Here is a 13,162-nt window from a genome sequence, read left to right on the forward strand (position 1 = left end):
GAGCGCAACGCCGCCATCGCAGACAATAATGACGATGTTCGGCTAACAGAACCACGCCGGGATCGATCACGGCCTCGACCTCATCGCTGACTTGCTCCCCGACCACGTTCCCATGATGGACCCGCCGCCGCCCGAAACGCGACCTATGGTCAACGGCTACAGCCATCCTGGCAGTGATCGCGCGTCATACGTCCAAGTCTGAATCGCGCCGATCGCCGCGACCGACTGTACTTGCTTTGATAAACTGCTTCCTTTCGGGAAGCCGACCGGCCCCGAAGGTTCTCACACCCGCAGACCTCGATCTGCCTGATGGTGATGGAGCCGCGGCGGATCGGACGCGAAGCACGTTGAGACACACGCGTTAGTTCGCACGTGTCCTTTTCACGCTCATGTTGTGCGAGGCTGCTCAATTGAGTGTGGGACCGAAGGGGGAACTGCTATCTCAGCTATTCCATAGTTCCCACGGTTTTCAGATACTTGTATTAAATCATATGGCGGAGCGGGAGGGATTCGAACCCTCGATACGCTTTTGGCGTATACTCACTTTCCAGGCGAGCGCCTTCGACCACTCGGCCACCGCTCCGCATGCACTGGAAGGCGGCTCCCTATCGTGGGAGGACGCGCTAGGCAAGGGGCAAAGCTCGACCGCCGCAAAGCGGCGCACGTCACGTCGCGGGACGAGTTTCGGGCAAGGCCAGCAACACGGGAAGGCAGGCGAGCGCGACGATGGCGATCATGATCCCGGGGGCGGCGGACGAACCGGTGTAGCTGACGGCCCATTGCGCCAACAGGGGCGTGAGGCCACCGAACACCGCCGTCGCGCTGGTCGCGCCCAGGGCAAGGCCACTCAACCGTTCGCGTGCGGGGAATTGCTCGGCGGTGGCGACCGCGCCCACCGCGCTGACCCCGCCCGCCAACGACGCCAGCAGGATTGCGCTGCCCAGAACCGCCAGCGGGGACGCCCCTGCCAGCAGGACGAAGGCCGGATAGGGCAGCGCAGCGGCGAGGATCGCCAGAAGGACCAAAGTCGGCTTCCGCCCGAAACGGTCAGCGGCCATGCCCACGAACGGAGTCGCAACGATCACTGCCAGCGCGGCCAGGGTCGCCAGTTGCAAAGCCGACGCTTCCGATAGTTCGCCCTGCGCCACCAGATGGACGGGCAGATAGGTGATGCCGATATAATAAGTGATCGACCCAAGCGCCGAGATCGTAAATCCGCGCAGAATGCCGCTACGGTGCCGGGAAAGCGCTTCGCCGAGCGGGCGCCGAGCCAGCGTCCCCGCGTCTCGCGCCGCTTCGAACTCCGGCGATTCGGCCATGGCCGACCGCACGACCAGGATTGTGCCTGCCAGCAACGCGCCTAACAGGAAGGGCAATCGCCAGCCCCAGCCGTCAAGCGCCGCTTGGGGCAGCAACGTGACTGTGAGCGCACTGATACCGGCGGCGAGCAGCCCGCCCACTTCGCTGGTCGCGGCGGCCAGCGAGGTGACAAGGCCGCGCCGATGATCGGGCGCGCCTTCGAGGAGATAGGCGACAACGCCCGTATATTCCCCACCGACAGCGAATCCCATCACGCACCGTAGGAGGATGAGCAACACGCCAGCGACCGGGCCGACCTGCGCAGCGGTCGGCAGCAGGGCGGTCGCCAGCATTGCGACCGTCATCAGCGCCATGGACGCCAGCAGCGTTGCCCGCCGCCCATGCCGATCGCCGAAATGGCCGAACGCCATCGCACCGAGCGGTCGCATGAGGTAGGCGACGGCAAAGCCGCCCAGCGCGGCCAGCAGCGGATCCTGCCCGACAAAGAAAAGGCGCGCGATCACGGTCGCGAGATACAGGAACAGGGTGAAGTGGTACCACTCGACGATCGTCGAGAGCGCGGCGAGCGCCATGGAAGTACGGTTGAAGGAAGGCGGCGCAGCCATCCCCCACCTCTAGCCGCCAGAACCCGTTGGAACAACGATGCTTTCCTGTACCAGCGATTATTCGATCGCTACCCCCTCGCGCCCAGTGACAAGCGGTCTCGGAGGCGGCAGAACGCGCTGCGATGAAACGCACCACCCTGACCGCCATGATGTTACTGGTACCCTGTTCCGCGTGGGCGCAGGGCCAACCGACGCTGCCCGCACCCACCATCGTCGTGACGGGCGCTGGCCTTGCCCAGCCGCCCGGCGCGCCTGCTTATGGATCGGTGGTGATCGACCGGGACCGGCTGGTCGACAACGCGTCGGGGCGGATCGAAAATCTGCTGGCCGATGTCGCGGGCTTCCAGCAATTCCGGCGGTCGGACAGCCGGTCTTCCAATCCGTCCAATCAGGGCGCGACGTTGCGGGCCCTGGGCGGTAACGCGTCCAGCCGCACATTGGTGCTGTTGGATGGCGTACCGGTCGCCGATCCCTTTTTCGGCTACATTCCCTTTAGCGCCATCGTGCCCGACCGCCTGTCGTCGGTGCGGGTGACGCGGGGCGGTGGCATCGGCCCCTTCGGTGCGGGTGCGGTCGCAGGCACGATCGAATTGGCGGGCGGCACGCGTCAGGATCTGCCCATATTTTCGGCGAGCGCTTTTGCAGGTAGCCGGAATGCCAGCGAACTGGCCGCCGCCATCGCGCCGGATCTGGGCAACGGTTATGTCAGCCTGTCGGGTCGCTGGGACCGGGGCGACGGGTTTCAGACGACGCCGCGCGACCAGAGGGTGAGCGCCACCGTCCCCGCCGCCTATGACAGTTGGTCGGCGAACATCCGCGCGGTCGCGCCCTTGTCGGACCAGGCCGAGGTTCAGGTCCGCGCCACTCTGTTCGAGGACCGCCGCACGTTGCGCTTCGCCGGAGCCGACAGCATGAGCCAGGGGCAGGACGCGAGCATCCGCCTCGTCAGCCGCGGGCCGTGGCAGGTCGATGCCCTCGCCTATCTTCAGGCGCGCGATTTCTCGAACATCGTCATTTCGTCCACCAGTTTCCGCAAGTCGCTCGACCAGCGTGCCACGCCCTCGACCGGGATCGGCGGCAAGCTGGAACTGCGCCCACCGGTCGGCACCGATCATGTGCTGCGGATGGGTGTAGACACGCGGTTTGCGCGCGGCGAGATGATGGAGGACGCCTATAACGCCAACCTTGCCGCCAATCCGCTGACCGCGCGCCGTCATGCCGGTGGGCGGCAGGTTACCACGGGGCTGTTCGTCGAGGACGACTGGACGCCGAATGCGCTCGACCGAAGGCTGGTGCTGACGGCAGGCGCGCGGGCGGATCGCTGGACGATCAGCGACGGGTCGTTCCGCGCTACGGGACCGACCGGGGCGGTGACGGGCTCGACGCGCTTTCCCGACCGATCGGACTGGGCCTTTTCCGGACGAGCGGGCGCGCTCTACCGGGTGGCGGAAGCGTTGTCGCTGCGGGCGGCGGCCTATAGCGGCTTTCGCCTGCCGACACTCAACGAACTCTACCGGCCCTTCGTGGTGTTCCCCATCACCACGCAGGCCAACGCCGCATTGAAGCCCGAGATGCTCAAGGGAGTCGAGGCAGGGCTGGACCTGCACCCGGCAAGGGGCGTCGACCTTGCAGCCACGATCTTCGTCAACCGGCTGGACGATGCCATCGCCAATGTGACCGTCGCACCCAACATTCGCCAGCGTCGCAATGTCGATGCGATCCTGGCGCGCGGGGTCGAACTGACCGCGAGCGCGGCGCTAACACAGCGTCTGTCGCTGACCGCGTCCTATGCCTATAGCCGCAGCAAGGTCGATGCGCCGGGCACCGCGCTCGACGGTCTGGCACCGGCGCAATCGCCGCGCCACGCCGCGAGTGCGACAGCGACGTGGACAGCTGAACACGCATTTTCGCTATCGGGCACGGTTCGCTATATCGGGCGGCAATATGAGGACGACCTGCAAAGCGACAGCCTGCCCGATGCCCTGACCGTCGATGGGTTTGCGCGCCTACCCATCAGCCGAACCATCAGCCTTGTCGCGCGGGCGGAGAATATCTTCGATGCGCGGGTGGTCACGCGCAATGCGGGCGGATCGATCGACCTCGGCACGCCGCGCACCCTCTGGATCGGGGTGCGGGTCGGCGGTTAAGGGGCTGCCGAGCCCGGGAGGCCTACACCGGATTGCAACGCTCGCAGCCGCATCCGGCCAGCATCGGGATCGCGAAACGGTGAGAAATCCGGCAAACTGCATCACCATGGGCAGGACGTGGCTTCCTGCCCCAACCATCGGGGGCACCTTACTCGGCCTTGACCGCCTCGCTTCTACGGCGGCTTGCGCCTGCCTGTCAGCCCGTTATGGCAAGGTCGCTAGCGGGGGACGATATGGCGCAATGCGAAATTCTGGCGGGCAGACGTGTGTTGTTCGTCATGGCGGTCGAAATGGAATATGGGCCGCACCTCAAGGCGCGGTTTGACGCGCTGCTGACCGGAGTCGGGCCGGTCGAGGCGGCGATCGCCACCGGCGTGGCGCTGCAAAAATTGGCGGCGGAACAGGCGTTGCCCGACCTTGTCGTGTCGCTCGGGTCAGCGGGATCGCGCCGCTGCCCGCTGGGCGCGGTTTTTCAGGTCGCAAGCGTGTCGTGGCGCGACATGGACGCCTCCCGCCTCGGCTTTGCGAAGGGGGTGACGCCACTGATGGAGCATCCCGTCGACATTCCACTGGTTACGCCGCTGGACGTGCCGCTGGCGCGCCTGTCGACCGGCGCGAATGTCGTGGGTGGAGAGGAATATGCTGCCATCGACGCCGACATGGTGGACATGGAAAGCTTTGCCGTCGCGCGTGCTTGTGCCCGGTTCGGGGTGCCGATGATGGGGCTGCGCGGCATTTCCGACGGACCGGGTGAGCTGGACCATATCGACAGCTGGACGCAGTTGCTTGGACTGATCGATGAGCGTCTGGCGGTGGCGGTGGACGGGATCGAGCCAGCGTTGCGCGCGGGGAAGCTGAGGTCGCAGAACTGACGGCAGGTCAGTGCCCGTCGAAGGTGAGGATCGCCTGCGCCGGAACGCCCTGCCCTTCCAGCAGCGCCCGCCCGCCAAGGTCGGGCAGATCGATGGCGAAGAGTGCCATCGACACGTTTGCGCCCTGTTCGCGCAGCAACTGGGCTGCGGCAATTGCCGTGCCGCCGGTCGCGATGAGGTCGTCGACCAGGATGATGCGGCTGCCCGCCGGGGCCTGTCCTTCATGCAGTTCCAGTCTGTCGGTGCCATATTCGAGCACATAGTCGATGCCCACGGTCGGGCCGGGCAGCTTGCCCGCCTTGCGCACCGGGACGAAGCCCTTGCCCAGCGCCGCAGCGAGCGCCGCGCCCAGAATGAAGCCGCGCGCCTCGATCCCGACGATGAGGTCGGGGTCCAGCGGGCGGGCGATAGCGACCAGCCGGTCGACAAGTTCGCGCAGCCCTTCGCCATCTGCCAACAGGGTCGTGATGTCCCGGAACTGGATGCCTGGCTTGGGAAAGTCGGGGATGGTCCGCACCAGGGCGGTCAGCGTGTCGCGGCTCATGGCCGCCTCCATAGAGAAAGGGCGTGGCTCCCTCAAGGAAGCCACGCCCTTTTGTCTACGAACCGGTCGGTTCAGGCGGCCTTTTTCTTGTCCGCCCAGATATTCTGGTACGCCATATAGGCAAGAGCCGTAGCGATTAGCAGGAAGATGACCGTCGCCACGCCCGCACGATGGCGGTTTTCCAGCTTGGGCTCCGCCGTCCAGGTGAGGAACGCGGCGACGTCCTGCGCCATCTGGTCGACCGTCGGCTTGGTGCCGTCGCCATAGGTTACCTGACCCTCCGCCGTCAGCGGCGGCGCCATGGCAAGGTTGAGGTTCGCGAAATAGGGATTGTAGTGCAGCCCCTGCGGCGTTTTCGCGTCAGGAAATTCCTTCAGCAATGCAGCCGGCTGCGACTGGAACCCGGTCAGCAGCGAATAGACATAGGCGCTGCCATGGTGGCGGGCCTTGGTCATCAGCGACAGGTCCGGCGGGATCGCATTGTTGTTCGCCGCCGCCGCCGCGACATTGTTGGCGAAGGGCTTGGGGAAGTGATCGGCCGGGACCGGATCGCGCGTGGAAGCCTCGCCGGTCTTGGGATCGACGTCGGGGGTCTTGATCGCCCACTGCTTGGCGATCGCCTTCACTTCCGCCTCGTTGTAGCCCAGCTGCTGAAGATCGCGGAACGCCACGAACTTCAGGCTGTGGCAGGCCGAGCAGACTTCCTTGAACACCTGGAAGCCGCGTTGCAGCTGGCGCCGGTCATATTTGCCGAACGGTCCGTCGAACGAGAAAGACACGTGCTTGGGCGGAAGGTGGAATTCATGCTCCACCGTGGGTTGGGGCGGATCGGTGACGAAAGCCGTCGCGCCGACGAGGAAGGAGATCAGCAGCCAGCCCGAAAAGAACAGGCCGACGAGAATTGCGCCGATGCGAACCATGGAACCTGTTCCCCCTTAACCGGCGTTCGAAGGCTGCGGATCGGTGCCCATGCCGGGCAGCGCATCCTCTTCGCCTTTGATGTGGTGGCGATTGAGCACCGATTCCGTGATCGATCCGGGCAGCGGCAGCGGCTTTTCGTAGCGCGCGATGAGCGGCAGGACGATGAGGAAGTGCGCGAAATAATAGGCCGCGGCGACCTGGCTGATCATGACATAGGGTTCCGCCGCGGGCGCGCCGCCGCAATAGCCCAGCACCAGCACGTCGAGGATCAGGATCCAGAAGAACTTCTTGAAGGTCGGACGATAATTGCCGGACCGCACTGGCGAGGTATCGAGCCAGGGCAGGAAGAAGAGCAGCAGGATCGACGCGAACATCGCCAGCACGCCCAGCAGTTTCGCCGGAACGAAGAGGAAGTCGACCGTGAAGGCGCGCAGGATCGCGTAGAAGGGCCAGAAATACCATTCCGGCACGATGTGCGCGGGCGTCGAAAGCGGATTGGCCTCGATATAATTGTCCGGGTGGCCCAAATAATTGGGCGCAAAGAACAGCATGATCGCGAACAGGATCAGGAACACACCGACCCCGAAGCCGTCCTTGGCCGTATAATAGGGGTGAAAGGGCACCGTGTCCTGCGGCCCCTTCACGTCCACGCCCGACGGGTTGTTGGACCCTGGAATATGCAGCGCCCAGATGTGCAGGATGATGACGCCCGCAATCACGAAGGGCAGCAGGAAGTGCAGCGAGAAAAAGCGATTGAGCGACGCGTTTCCGGGAGCGAAGCCGCCCAGCAGCCAGGTCTGGATCGGTTCGCCCACGACCGGGATCGCGCCGAACAGGCCGGTGATGACCTTCGCGCCCCAATAGCTCATCTGCCCCCAGGGAAGCACATATCCCATGAACGCCGTCGCCATCATCAACAGGAAGATGACGAGACCGAGCAGCCACACCATTTCGCGCGGGGCCTTGTACGATCCGTAAAAGAGGCCGCGGAAAATGTGGAGATAGACGACGATGAAGAAGAAGCTCGCGCCGTTGGCGTGGGCATAGCGCATCAGCCAGCCCGCGTTCACGTCGCGCATCGTCTGCTCGACGGTGCCGAACGCGACAAGGTCGTTCGCGCCGTAGTGCATCGCCATAATGACGCCGGTGACGATCTGGATCATCAGCGCCAGCCCGGCGAGCACGCCGAAATTCCAGAAATAGTTGAGGTTGCGCGGCACAGGATAGCCCGCGCCGATGGCGTTGTAGACGAGGCGCGGAAGCGGCAGCTTCTCGTCCACCCACTGCATCATGGGATGCTTGGGGGTATAATGTTCAGCCCAGGGAAAGCTCATGAAATTACCCCCTTAACCCACGAGAATGGCGGTATCGGAAGTGAAGCTGAACTTCGGAACTTCCAGGTTCTTGGGCGCCGGCCCCTTACGGATGCGGGCCGCGGTATCGTAAGACGAACCGTGGCAAGGGCAGAAATAGCCGCCATATTCGCCGCGATTCTCGCCTTCGCCCGCGCCCAGCGGCACGCAGCCCAGATGGGTGCACACGCCCATCGTGATCAGCCATTCCTTCTTGCCGTCCACCGTGCGCTCTTCCAGCGTCTGGGGATCGCGCAGCGTCGACACGTCGACCTTGTCGGCCTCGGCGATTTCGGTCGGAGTGAGATGCCGCACGAACAGCGGCTGCGAACGGAATGTGGTCTTGATCGCCTGCCCCGGCTGGATCGCCGACAGGTCGACTTCGGTCGATGCCAGCGCCAGCACGTCCGCACTGGGGTTCATCTGGTCGATGAGCGGCAGCACGACCGCTACCGCACCCACGCCTGCGAAGCTTACGGCGGCGATATTGATGAAATCGCGGCGACGCACGCCTTCCTCGCCGGATAATGTCTTTCCGTCAGAATGCTCTACGCTCGCCATGCACCTCTACCCTTGCAAGACTTCCCTGTACACCGCATTGCCGTTGCCGGCACTGTTTATCAAGGGATTTGGGATGACAGCGATGGCTGGACCCGCCTCCCCCCCGGCGTGGTTCGTGGGCCTGATAACCAGACTGCACGCGCTTTGCCAACAGCAAACTCGCGCACCCTATGACAATTTGCCGCAGTGCATTATGGCAAAAGCCATGCGTATTGCTCTCTATCAACCCGAGATCGCAGGCAATGTAGGGGCGGTCCTGCGCCTCGCCGCCTGCCTTTCCGTCCCGGTCGACATCGTCATGCCGACCGGATTCGCCTTTTCGGACGCGCGCCTCAAACGCGCGGCCATGGACTATGGGGAGGCCGCCGACGTGACCCGCCATGCCAATTTCACCGCGTTCGACGCGCAGCGCCGCGCGCAGGGCCGTCGCCTGCTGCTCATGAGCGCGCACGCATCCCAGCGGCTGCCCGATGTCCGGTTCGAGCCGGACGACGTGCTGATGATGGGGTCGGAAAGCGCGGGCGTCCCGCCCGAGGTGCGCGACATCGCCGACATCCGCGTGCGCATTCCCATGGCGCCGGGTTTCCGTTCATTGAACCTTGCCGTATCGACCGGCATCGCGCTCGCCGAGGCGCTGCGTCAGACCGAGGGCTTTCCCGCATGACCCGTCCCGTTCCCGCCGTCCCCTTCCCGCTCGACGCCCGGCAGCAGGCGGCGCGAGGCTGGTTCGAATCGCTGCGCGACCGCATCTGCGTGGAGTTCGAGGCGATCGAGCGCGAGGCGGGCAGCGACGCCGCGTTCGTCTATACCGCGTGGGATCGCGAGGCGGAGGGGCAGGCACCGGGCGAAGGCGGCGGCGGCGTGCGCGGCGTCATGAAGGGCAAGGTGTTCGAGAAGGTCGGCGTCAACATATCGACCGTGGGCGGGGAATTCGCGCCCGGCTTTGCCCAGACGATCCACGGCGCGGCGGACAATCCCGCCTTCTTCGCGACCGGCATCAGCCTAGTCGCGCATATGGCGAACCCGAACGTCCCGGCCGTACACATGAATACGCGCTACCTCGTCACCACCAAAAGCTGGTTCGGCGGTGGCGCGGATCTCAATCCGCCCTTGCCGCGCGAGGAGGATACGGCGCATTTCCATGCGGTCTTCAAGGACGCCTGCGACGCGCACGACCCCGATCATTATCCCCGATTCCGCGCCTGGGCGGACGAATATTTCTTCATCCCCCATCGCGGCGTGCATCGCGGCGTGGGCGGCATCTTCTACGACCATCTCGAAACTCCGGACGATGCTGCGTTCGATGCGCATTTCGCCTTCACACGCGCAGTCGGCGACGCTTTCCTTACCGCCTTTCCGCCCATCGTGCGGCGACGCATGGACGAGCCGTCGAGCGAAGCGGACCATGCGACGATGCTGGAATGGCGCGGGCGCTATGCTGAATTTAATCTGGTGCACGACCGCGGCACGCTCTTCGGACTCAAGACCGGCGGCAATATCGACGCCATTCTCATGAGCCTGCCGCCGATGGCGAGCTGGAGCTGACCGCGATGGGCCTGACGCGGGTGGAGCCGGGCATGGTGGCGACCATCGTCACGTCTCTGGAAATGCGGCAACGGCCCGTGCCTGCGCCGGTGCCGCCCGCGCCCTTGCGTCTGGTGCGCTGGAAAAGCCCCGAAATCGACGCCTATCGCACGCTTTTCCGCCGGGTGGGCGAAGAGTGGCTGTGGTTTTCCCGGCTGGTCATGGCGGACGAGGCGTTGCGCGCGATCCTGATCGACCCGGCAGTCGAGGTCTATGCCGTCACCGACCCGCGGGGGACGGAGATCGGCCTGCTGGAACTGGATTTTCGCGCGCCGCCCGACTGCGAACTGAGCTTCTTCGGCCTCGCGTCGGGGTTCACGGGCAAGGGGCTGGGCCGCTGGCTGATAGCGCAGGCGACCGCGCTCGCATGGCGCAAGGGGGTGGAGCGGTTCTGGGTCCATACCTGCACCCTCGACAGTCCGGCAGCGCTCGGCTTCTACATGCGATCAGGCTTCGTGCCGTTCGCGCGCGATGTCGAAACCTTTGCCGACCCGCGCCTTGCCGGGGTGCTGCCACGCGGTGCGGCGTCCCATGTGCCCCTGCTGGATCAGCCCGCCGCCTGACGATAGAGCCGCGCCAGCATCACCAGCATATAGACCTGCACCACGCCCGACACGCCCGCCGCCGCGATGCCGCCCAGCAGGCGCGCGCCGTCGACGCCCGCGACAAGGCCGCCGATCACGCCGAACACCGCCTGCGCGGCAGACCCCGCGATGGTCGATACGACCAACACGATGGCGAGGAAGCCGAACAGGCGCCAGAAGCTGCCCTTCGTGAGCGCCCAGGCGCGCTTGAGCGAGGCGAGCACGCCCAGACGATCGTCGATGACCACCGGGTTCAGCAGCGCAAGCCGCGTGCCCACGAACAGCCCGACACCCACGATCGCGACCACAGGACCGCCCACGCCCGCCACCAGGATCAGCGGCGCGGACACGACCAGAATGGCGACGAACAGCAACAACCCCGCCAGCACGCTGGTCCCGATGAGCACCGGCAGCCGATGCAGCGCAAGCCTGAGCGCTTCGGCGACGCTGATGCCGGGTCGCAACGCCAGCGCGAACAGCGTCAGCGACCCGAACCAGATCAGCACGACCGCAAGCAGCAGGCTGAACCAATAGCTGCCCGGCACGGCGGGCATCGTGCCCTTCATGCTAGCGGACCACTGGACCAGTTCGGGCGGGGTCATTTCCTGAAGCAGCACGATGGGCAGCGCCACGAACAACAGCGCCACGGGCAGCAGCAGCGCGGCTTCGCGCGCGACGAATGCCGCCGTTTCCTCCCACGCCTTGCCGATCGACAGTGTCGCCATATCTCATGTCTGCCTTATGGAGCGGAAAAAGGAGCGCGAGACTTGATCGCTCGCCGCGTCCAAGTCAAGGAATGCGCCATGTCTTCTCCCCTGCCCCCGCAACAGCACGATGCGACGATCCCGGTCGCGGTGGAATGGCGCGTCGACACAGCGCCCGTCGATTATCCCACGGCGCTTGCCGACATGGAAGCGCGCGCCGCCGCGATCCATGTGGGCGAGGCAGGCGAGCGGGTGTGGTTGCTGGAACATCCGCCGCTTTACACCGCCGGAACCAGCGCCGATCCCGCCGAACTCATCGACCCGCGCTTTCCCGTCCACGATGCCGGGCGGGGCGGGCGCTATACCTATCACGGGCCGGGACAGCGGATCGGGTATCTCAACATCGACCTCGGACAACGCGGCAAGGACGTGCGCAATTTCGTCCATCATCTCGAAGGCTGGATGATCGCGGCGCTGGCCGACCTTGGCATCGCGGCGCGAAGGGCGGAAGGGCGCATCGGCATCTGGACCGACGACCGGGACGGGCGGGAAGCGAAGATCGGCGCGCTCGGCATCCGGGTGCGGCGCTGGGTCACGCTGCACGGCTTTTCGATCAACGTCGATCCCGACCTTTCGCACTTCGGCGGCATCGTGCCCTGCGGGATCAGCGAATATCCGGTGACCAGCATCGCAGCGCTCGGCGGCGACACGTCGATGGCCGCGCTCGACGCCGCGCTCCAAGCCCATTTCCCGGCCTTTCTCAATCGGCTCGGCCGATGTGGCGGAGGGCTTGAGCAATGCGAAGCCGCTCGCTAGGGTCCGGCTTCATTCGCCAGCTGGGGGCCGCCGGGCCTGACCTGCGTTGCAAGGAGACCCGGATGCCCCGGACCGCCATCATCGCCCTCGCCACGGCGCTCGCCGCGCTGCCGCTCGCGTCGTGCGGCGGCAAGGACGAGAGCCAGACGAAGGTGCAGATGAAGGACATGGACGTAGTGGACGGCACCGCGACCGATGCCATGACCGACCTCGACGGCGTGCAGAGCGAGGGCGCGGCAGTCGCAATGCCCGGCGCCAACGTCGCGGGCAACGCGACCGCGCCTGCCCCCGCCCCGTCGAACCAGGCCGAAGCCAAACCCGCCGATCAGGAGGCCGAAATCCTGTCCGACCAGTAAGCCACCCCCCTTCGGCGCCGGGACCGATGGCGCACCCCACACTATATCAAGCGGCATGACGCGGTTCGATCCGCGCCCACAAAGAGGTTTGAGATGACGAAGCTTGCCCCCACCCTGCGCCGCGCCCTTGCCATGGCGGCTATCGCGCTCGCGCCCGTCGCCGCGCAGCCTGCCGCCGCGCAATTCTTCTGGTCGCCGCCCGATTTCAGCGCCCCGCCCCTGACGGACGAGGCCGCCGCCAACGCGCTCGGCCTGCCCGGCGCGACCGCCGCCGAAATCAAGGCGGGCCTTGCATGGAACGTGCGCGCCGCGCTCAATGTCGCCGCGCTTCAGTGCGATTTCGACCCGACCCTGCTCACCACCAGCAACTACAACGCGATGATCGCCCATCATGACGCAGAACTGGACGAAGCGCAGGCCGGGCTGCTCGGCTATTTCCAGCGCATCAAGGGCAAGGGCAAGCCGGGCCAGACCGCGTCCGACATGTACAACACCCGCATCTATTCGAGCTATTCGACGGTGCAGGCGCAAAAGGGCTTCTGTCAGGCGGCGGCGCGCATGGGGCGCGAGGCGATCTTCGCCGATCGCGGCAAGCTCAACGAAGTGGGGCGCAGCGGCCTCGCCTCCATCCGCAAGGCGACCGTGCTGGCGGGCGAGCAGGCCTATGGCACGCCGGGCTACGACTATGTCACCGCGCTGCCGTCGCTGGACGCTGCATGCTGGAAGAAGGGCGTGCTCCAGCCAGCCTGTCATCAGGCGTGGAACGATAAAACCGGCGTCGGCAAGCCCTGACGCG

At 65.7% G+C, this 13,162-nt stretch carries 14 protein-coding genes and 1 tRNA gene; 8 read left to right on the plus strand and 7 right to left on the minus strand.

What is annotated here, in order from left to right:
• Positions 1-492: 492 nt before the first annotated feature.
• Positions 493-583, minus strand: a tRNA-Ser gene (locus DI606_RS06085).
• A gap of 82 nt (positions 584-665) precedes the next feature.
• Positions 666-1,925, minus strand: a complete 1,260-nt coding sequence (locus tag DI606_RS06090; RefSeq protein WP_293980604.1) for an MFS transporter — start codon at positions 1,923-1,925, stop codon at positions 666-668.
• Positions 1,926-2,047: 122 nt separating this feature from the next.
• On the opposite strand from DI606_RS06090, the gene DI606_RS06095 reads away from it, so the two are divergent.
• On the plus strand, positions 2,048-4,072 hold the full coding sequence (locus DI606_RS06095; protein WP_293980606.1) for a TonB-dependent siderophore receptor: 2,025 nt from the start codon (positions 2,048-2,050) through the stop codon (positions 4,070-4,072).
• Between the two features lie 233 nt (positions 4,073-4,305).
• Entirely contained in the window at positions 4,306-4,944 is a 639-nt protein-coding gene (locus DI606_RS06100) for a 5'-methylthioadenosine/S-adenosylhomocysteine nucleosidase (protein WP_293980608.1), read from the plus strand.
• 7 nt (positions 4,945-4,951) lie between these two features.
• Here the strand turns inward: DI606_RS06100 and DI606_RS06105 are convergent, their stop codons facing one another.
• From DI606_RS06105 to petA, 4 genes are all read right to left on the minus strand, one after another.
• On the minus strand, positions 4,952-5,488 hold the full coding sequence (locus DI606_RS06105; RefSeq protein ID WP_293980610.1) for an adenine phosphoribosyltransferase: 537 nt from the start codon (positions 5,486-5,488) through the stop codon (positions 4,952-4,954).
• Positions 5,489-5,559: 71 nt separating this feature from the next.
• A complete protein-coding gene (locus tag DI606_RS06110) occupies positions 5,560-6,408 on the minus strand; it encodes a cytochrome c1 (protein ID WP_293980612.1) in 849 nt (282 codons plus the stop codon).
• Between the two features lie 15 nt (positions 6,409-6,423).
• Positions 6,424-7,743 carry a cytochrome b/b6 gene (locus DI606_RS06115; RefSeq protein ID WP_293980614.1) on the minus strand — a complete coding sequence of 440 codons (1,320 nt, stop codon included), beginning with the start codon at positions 7,741-7,743 and terminating at the stop codon, positions 6,424-6,426.
• 12 nt (positions 7,744-7,755) lie between these two features.
• Positions 7,756-8,322 carry a ubiquinol-cytochrome c reductase iron-sulfur subunit gene (gene petA, locus DI606_RS06120; protein ID WP_293980616.1) on the minus strand — a complete coding sequence of 189 codons (567 nt, stop codon included), beginning with the start codon at positions 8,320-8,322 and terminating at the stop codon, positions 7,756-7,758.
• A 193-nt stretch (positions 8,323-8,515) separates the two neighbouring features.
• Between petA and DI606_RS06125 the strand changes: the two genes are divergently transcribed.
• Genes DI606_RS06125 through DI606_RS06135 form a run of 3 tightly spaced genes read left to right on the plus strand, consistent with a single transcriptional unit; the run spans position 8,516 to position 10,469 of the window.
• Positions 8,516-8,986, plus strand: coding sequence for a tRNA (cytidine(34)-2'-O)-methyltransferase (locus tag DI606_RS06125; protein ID WP_293980617.1), 471 nt, complete (start codon positions 8,516-8,518; stop codon positions 8,984-8,986).
• Positions 8,983-9,867 carry an oxygen-dependent coproporphyrinogen oxidase gene (hemF, locus tag DI606_RS06130; RefSeq protein ID WP_293980619.1) on the plus strand — a complete coding sequence of 295 codons (885 nt, stop codon included), beginning with the start codon at positions 8,983-8,985 and terminating at the stop codon, positions 9,865-9,867. The genes DI606_RS06125 and hemF overlap by 4 nt, the downstream gene beginning before the upstream one ends.
• A gap of 5 nt (positions 9,868-9,872) precedes the next feature.
• Positions 9,873-10,469: a GNAT family N-acetyltransferase gene (locus tag DI606_RS06135; protein WP_293980621.1), complete on the plus strand. Its 597-nt coding sequence runs from the start codon at positions 9,873-9,875 to the stop codon at positions 10,467-10,469.
• Here the strand turns inward: DI606_RS06135 and DI606_RS06140 are convergent.
• The gene (locus tag DI606_RS06140; RefSeq protein WP_293980623.1) at positions 10,454-11,215 is read right to left on the minus strand and encodes a hypothetical protein; all 762 of its coding nucleotides are present in this window, start codon (positions 11,213-11,215) and stop codon (positions 10,454-10,456) included. The genes DI606_RS06135 and DI606_RS06140 overlap by 16 nt on opposite strands.
• A 78-nt stretch (positions 11,216-11,293) precedes the next feature.
• Here DI606_RS06140 and lipB point away from each other — a divergent pair, with 78 nt between their 5' ends.
• From lipB to DI606_RS06155, 3 genes are all read left to right on the plus strand, one after another.
• Positions 11,294-12,010, plus strand: coding sequence for a lipoyl(octanoyl) transferase LipB (lipB, locus tag DI606_RS06145; protein ID WP_293980625.1), 717 nt, complete (start codon positions 11,294-11,296; stop codon positions 12,008-12,010).
• Positions 12,011-12,072: 62 nt separating this feature from the next.
• Positions 12,073-12,366, plus strand: coding sequence for a hypothetical protein (locus DI606_RS06150; RefSeq protein ID WP_293980627.1), 294 nt, complete (start codon positions 12,073-12,075; stop codon positions 12,364-12,366).
• A gap of 93 nt (positions 12,367-12,459) precedes the next feature.
• Entirely contained in the window at positions 12,460-13,158 is a 699-nt protein-coding gene (locus tag DI606_RS06155; protein ID WP_293980628.1) for a hypothetical protein, read from the plus strand.
• Positions 13,159-13,162: the final 4 nt, after the last annotated feature.

The sequence above is a fragment of the Sphingobium sp. genome (genome assembly GCF_003248505.1).
Taxonomy (GTDB): Bacteria; Pseudomonadota; Alphaproteobacteria; order Sphingomonadales; family Sphingomonadaceae; genus Sphingobium.

Excerpts from the sequence above, each read along its gene's own strand:
- DI606_RS06090 (WP_293980604.1), bottom strand. The coding sequence starts at position 1,925 with ATGGCTGCGCCGCCTTCCTTCAACCGTACTTCCATGGCGCTCGCCGCG.
- DI606_RS06095 (WP_293980606.1), top strand. The coding sequence starts at position 2,048 with ATGAAACGCACCACCCTGACCGCCATGATGTTACTGGTACCCTGTTCC.
- DI606_RS06100 (WP_293980608.1), top strand. The coding sequence starts at position 4,306 with ATGGCGCAATGCGAAATTCTGGCGGGCAGACGTGTGTTGTTCGTCATG.
- DI606_RS06105 (WP_293980610.1), bottom strand. The coding sequence starts at position 5,488 with ATGAGCCGCGACACGCTGACCGCCCTGGTGCGGACCATCCCCGACTTT.
- DI606_RS06110 (WP_293980612.1), bottom strand. The coding sequence starts at position 6,408 with ATGGTTCGCATCGGCGCAATTCTCGTCGGCCTGTTCTTTTCGGGCTGG.
- DI606_RS06115 (WP_293980614.1), bottom strand. The coding sequence starts at position 7,743 with ATGAGCTTTCCCTGGGCTGAACATTATACCCCCAAGCATCCCATGATG.
- petA (WP_293980616.1), bottom strand. The coding sequence starts at position 8,322 with ATGGCGAGCGTAGAGCATTCTGACGGAAAGACATTATCCGGCGAGGAA.
- DI606_RS06125 (WP_293980617.1), top strand. The coding sequence starts at position 8,516 with ATGGCAAAAGCCATGCGTATTGCTCTCTATCAACCCGAGATCGCAGGC.
- hemF (WP_293980619.1), top strand. The coding sequence starts at position 8,983 with ATGACCCGTCCCGTTCCCGCCGTCCCCTTCCCGCTCGACGCCCGGCAG.
- DI606_RS06135 (WP_293980621.1), top strand. The coding sequence starts at position 9,873 with ATGGGCCTGACGCGGGTGGAGCCGGGCATGGTGGCGACCATCGTCACG.
- DI606_RS06140 (WP_293980623.1), bottom strand. The coding sequence starts at position 11,215 with ATGGCGACACTGTCGATCGGCAAGGCGTGGGAGGAAACGGCGGCATTC.
- lipB (WP_293980625.1), top strand. The coding sequence starts at position 11,294 with ATGTCTTCTCCCCTGCCCCCGCAACAGCACGATGCGACGATCCCGGTC.
- DI606_RS06150 (WP_293980627.1), top strand. The coding sequence starts at position 12,073 with ATGCCCCGGACCGCCATCATCGCCCTCGCCACGGCGCTCGCCGCGCTG.
- DI606_RS06155 (WP_293980628.1), top strand. The coding sequence starts at position 12,460 with ATGACGAAGCTTGCCCCCACCCTGCGCCGCGCCCTTGCCATGGCGGCT.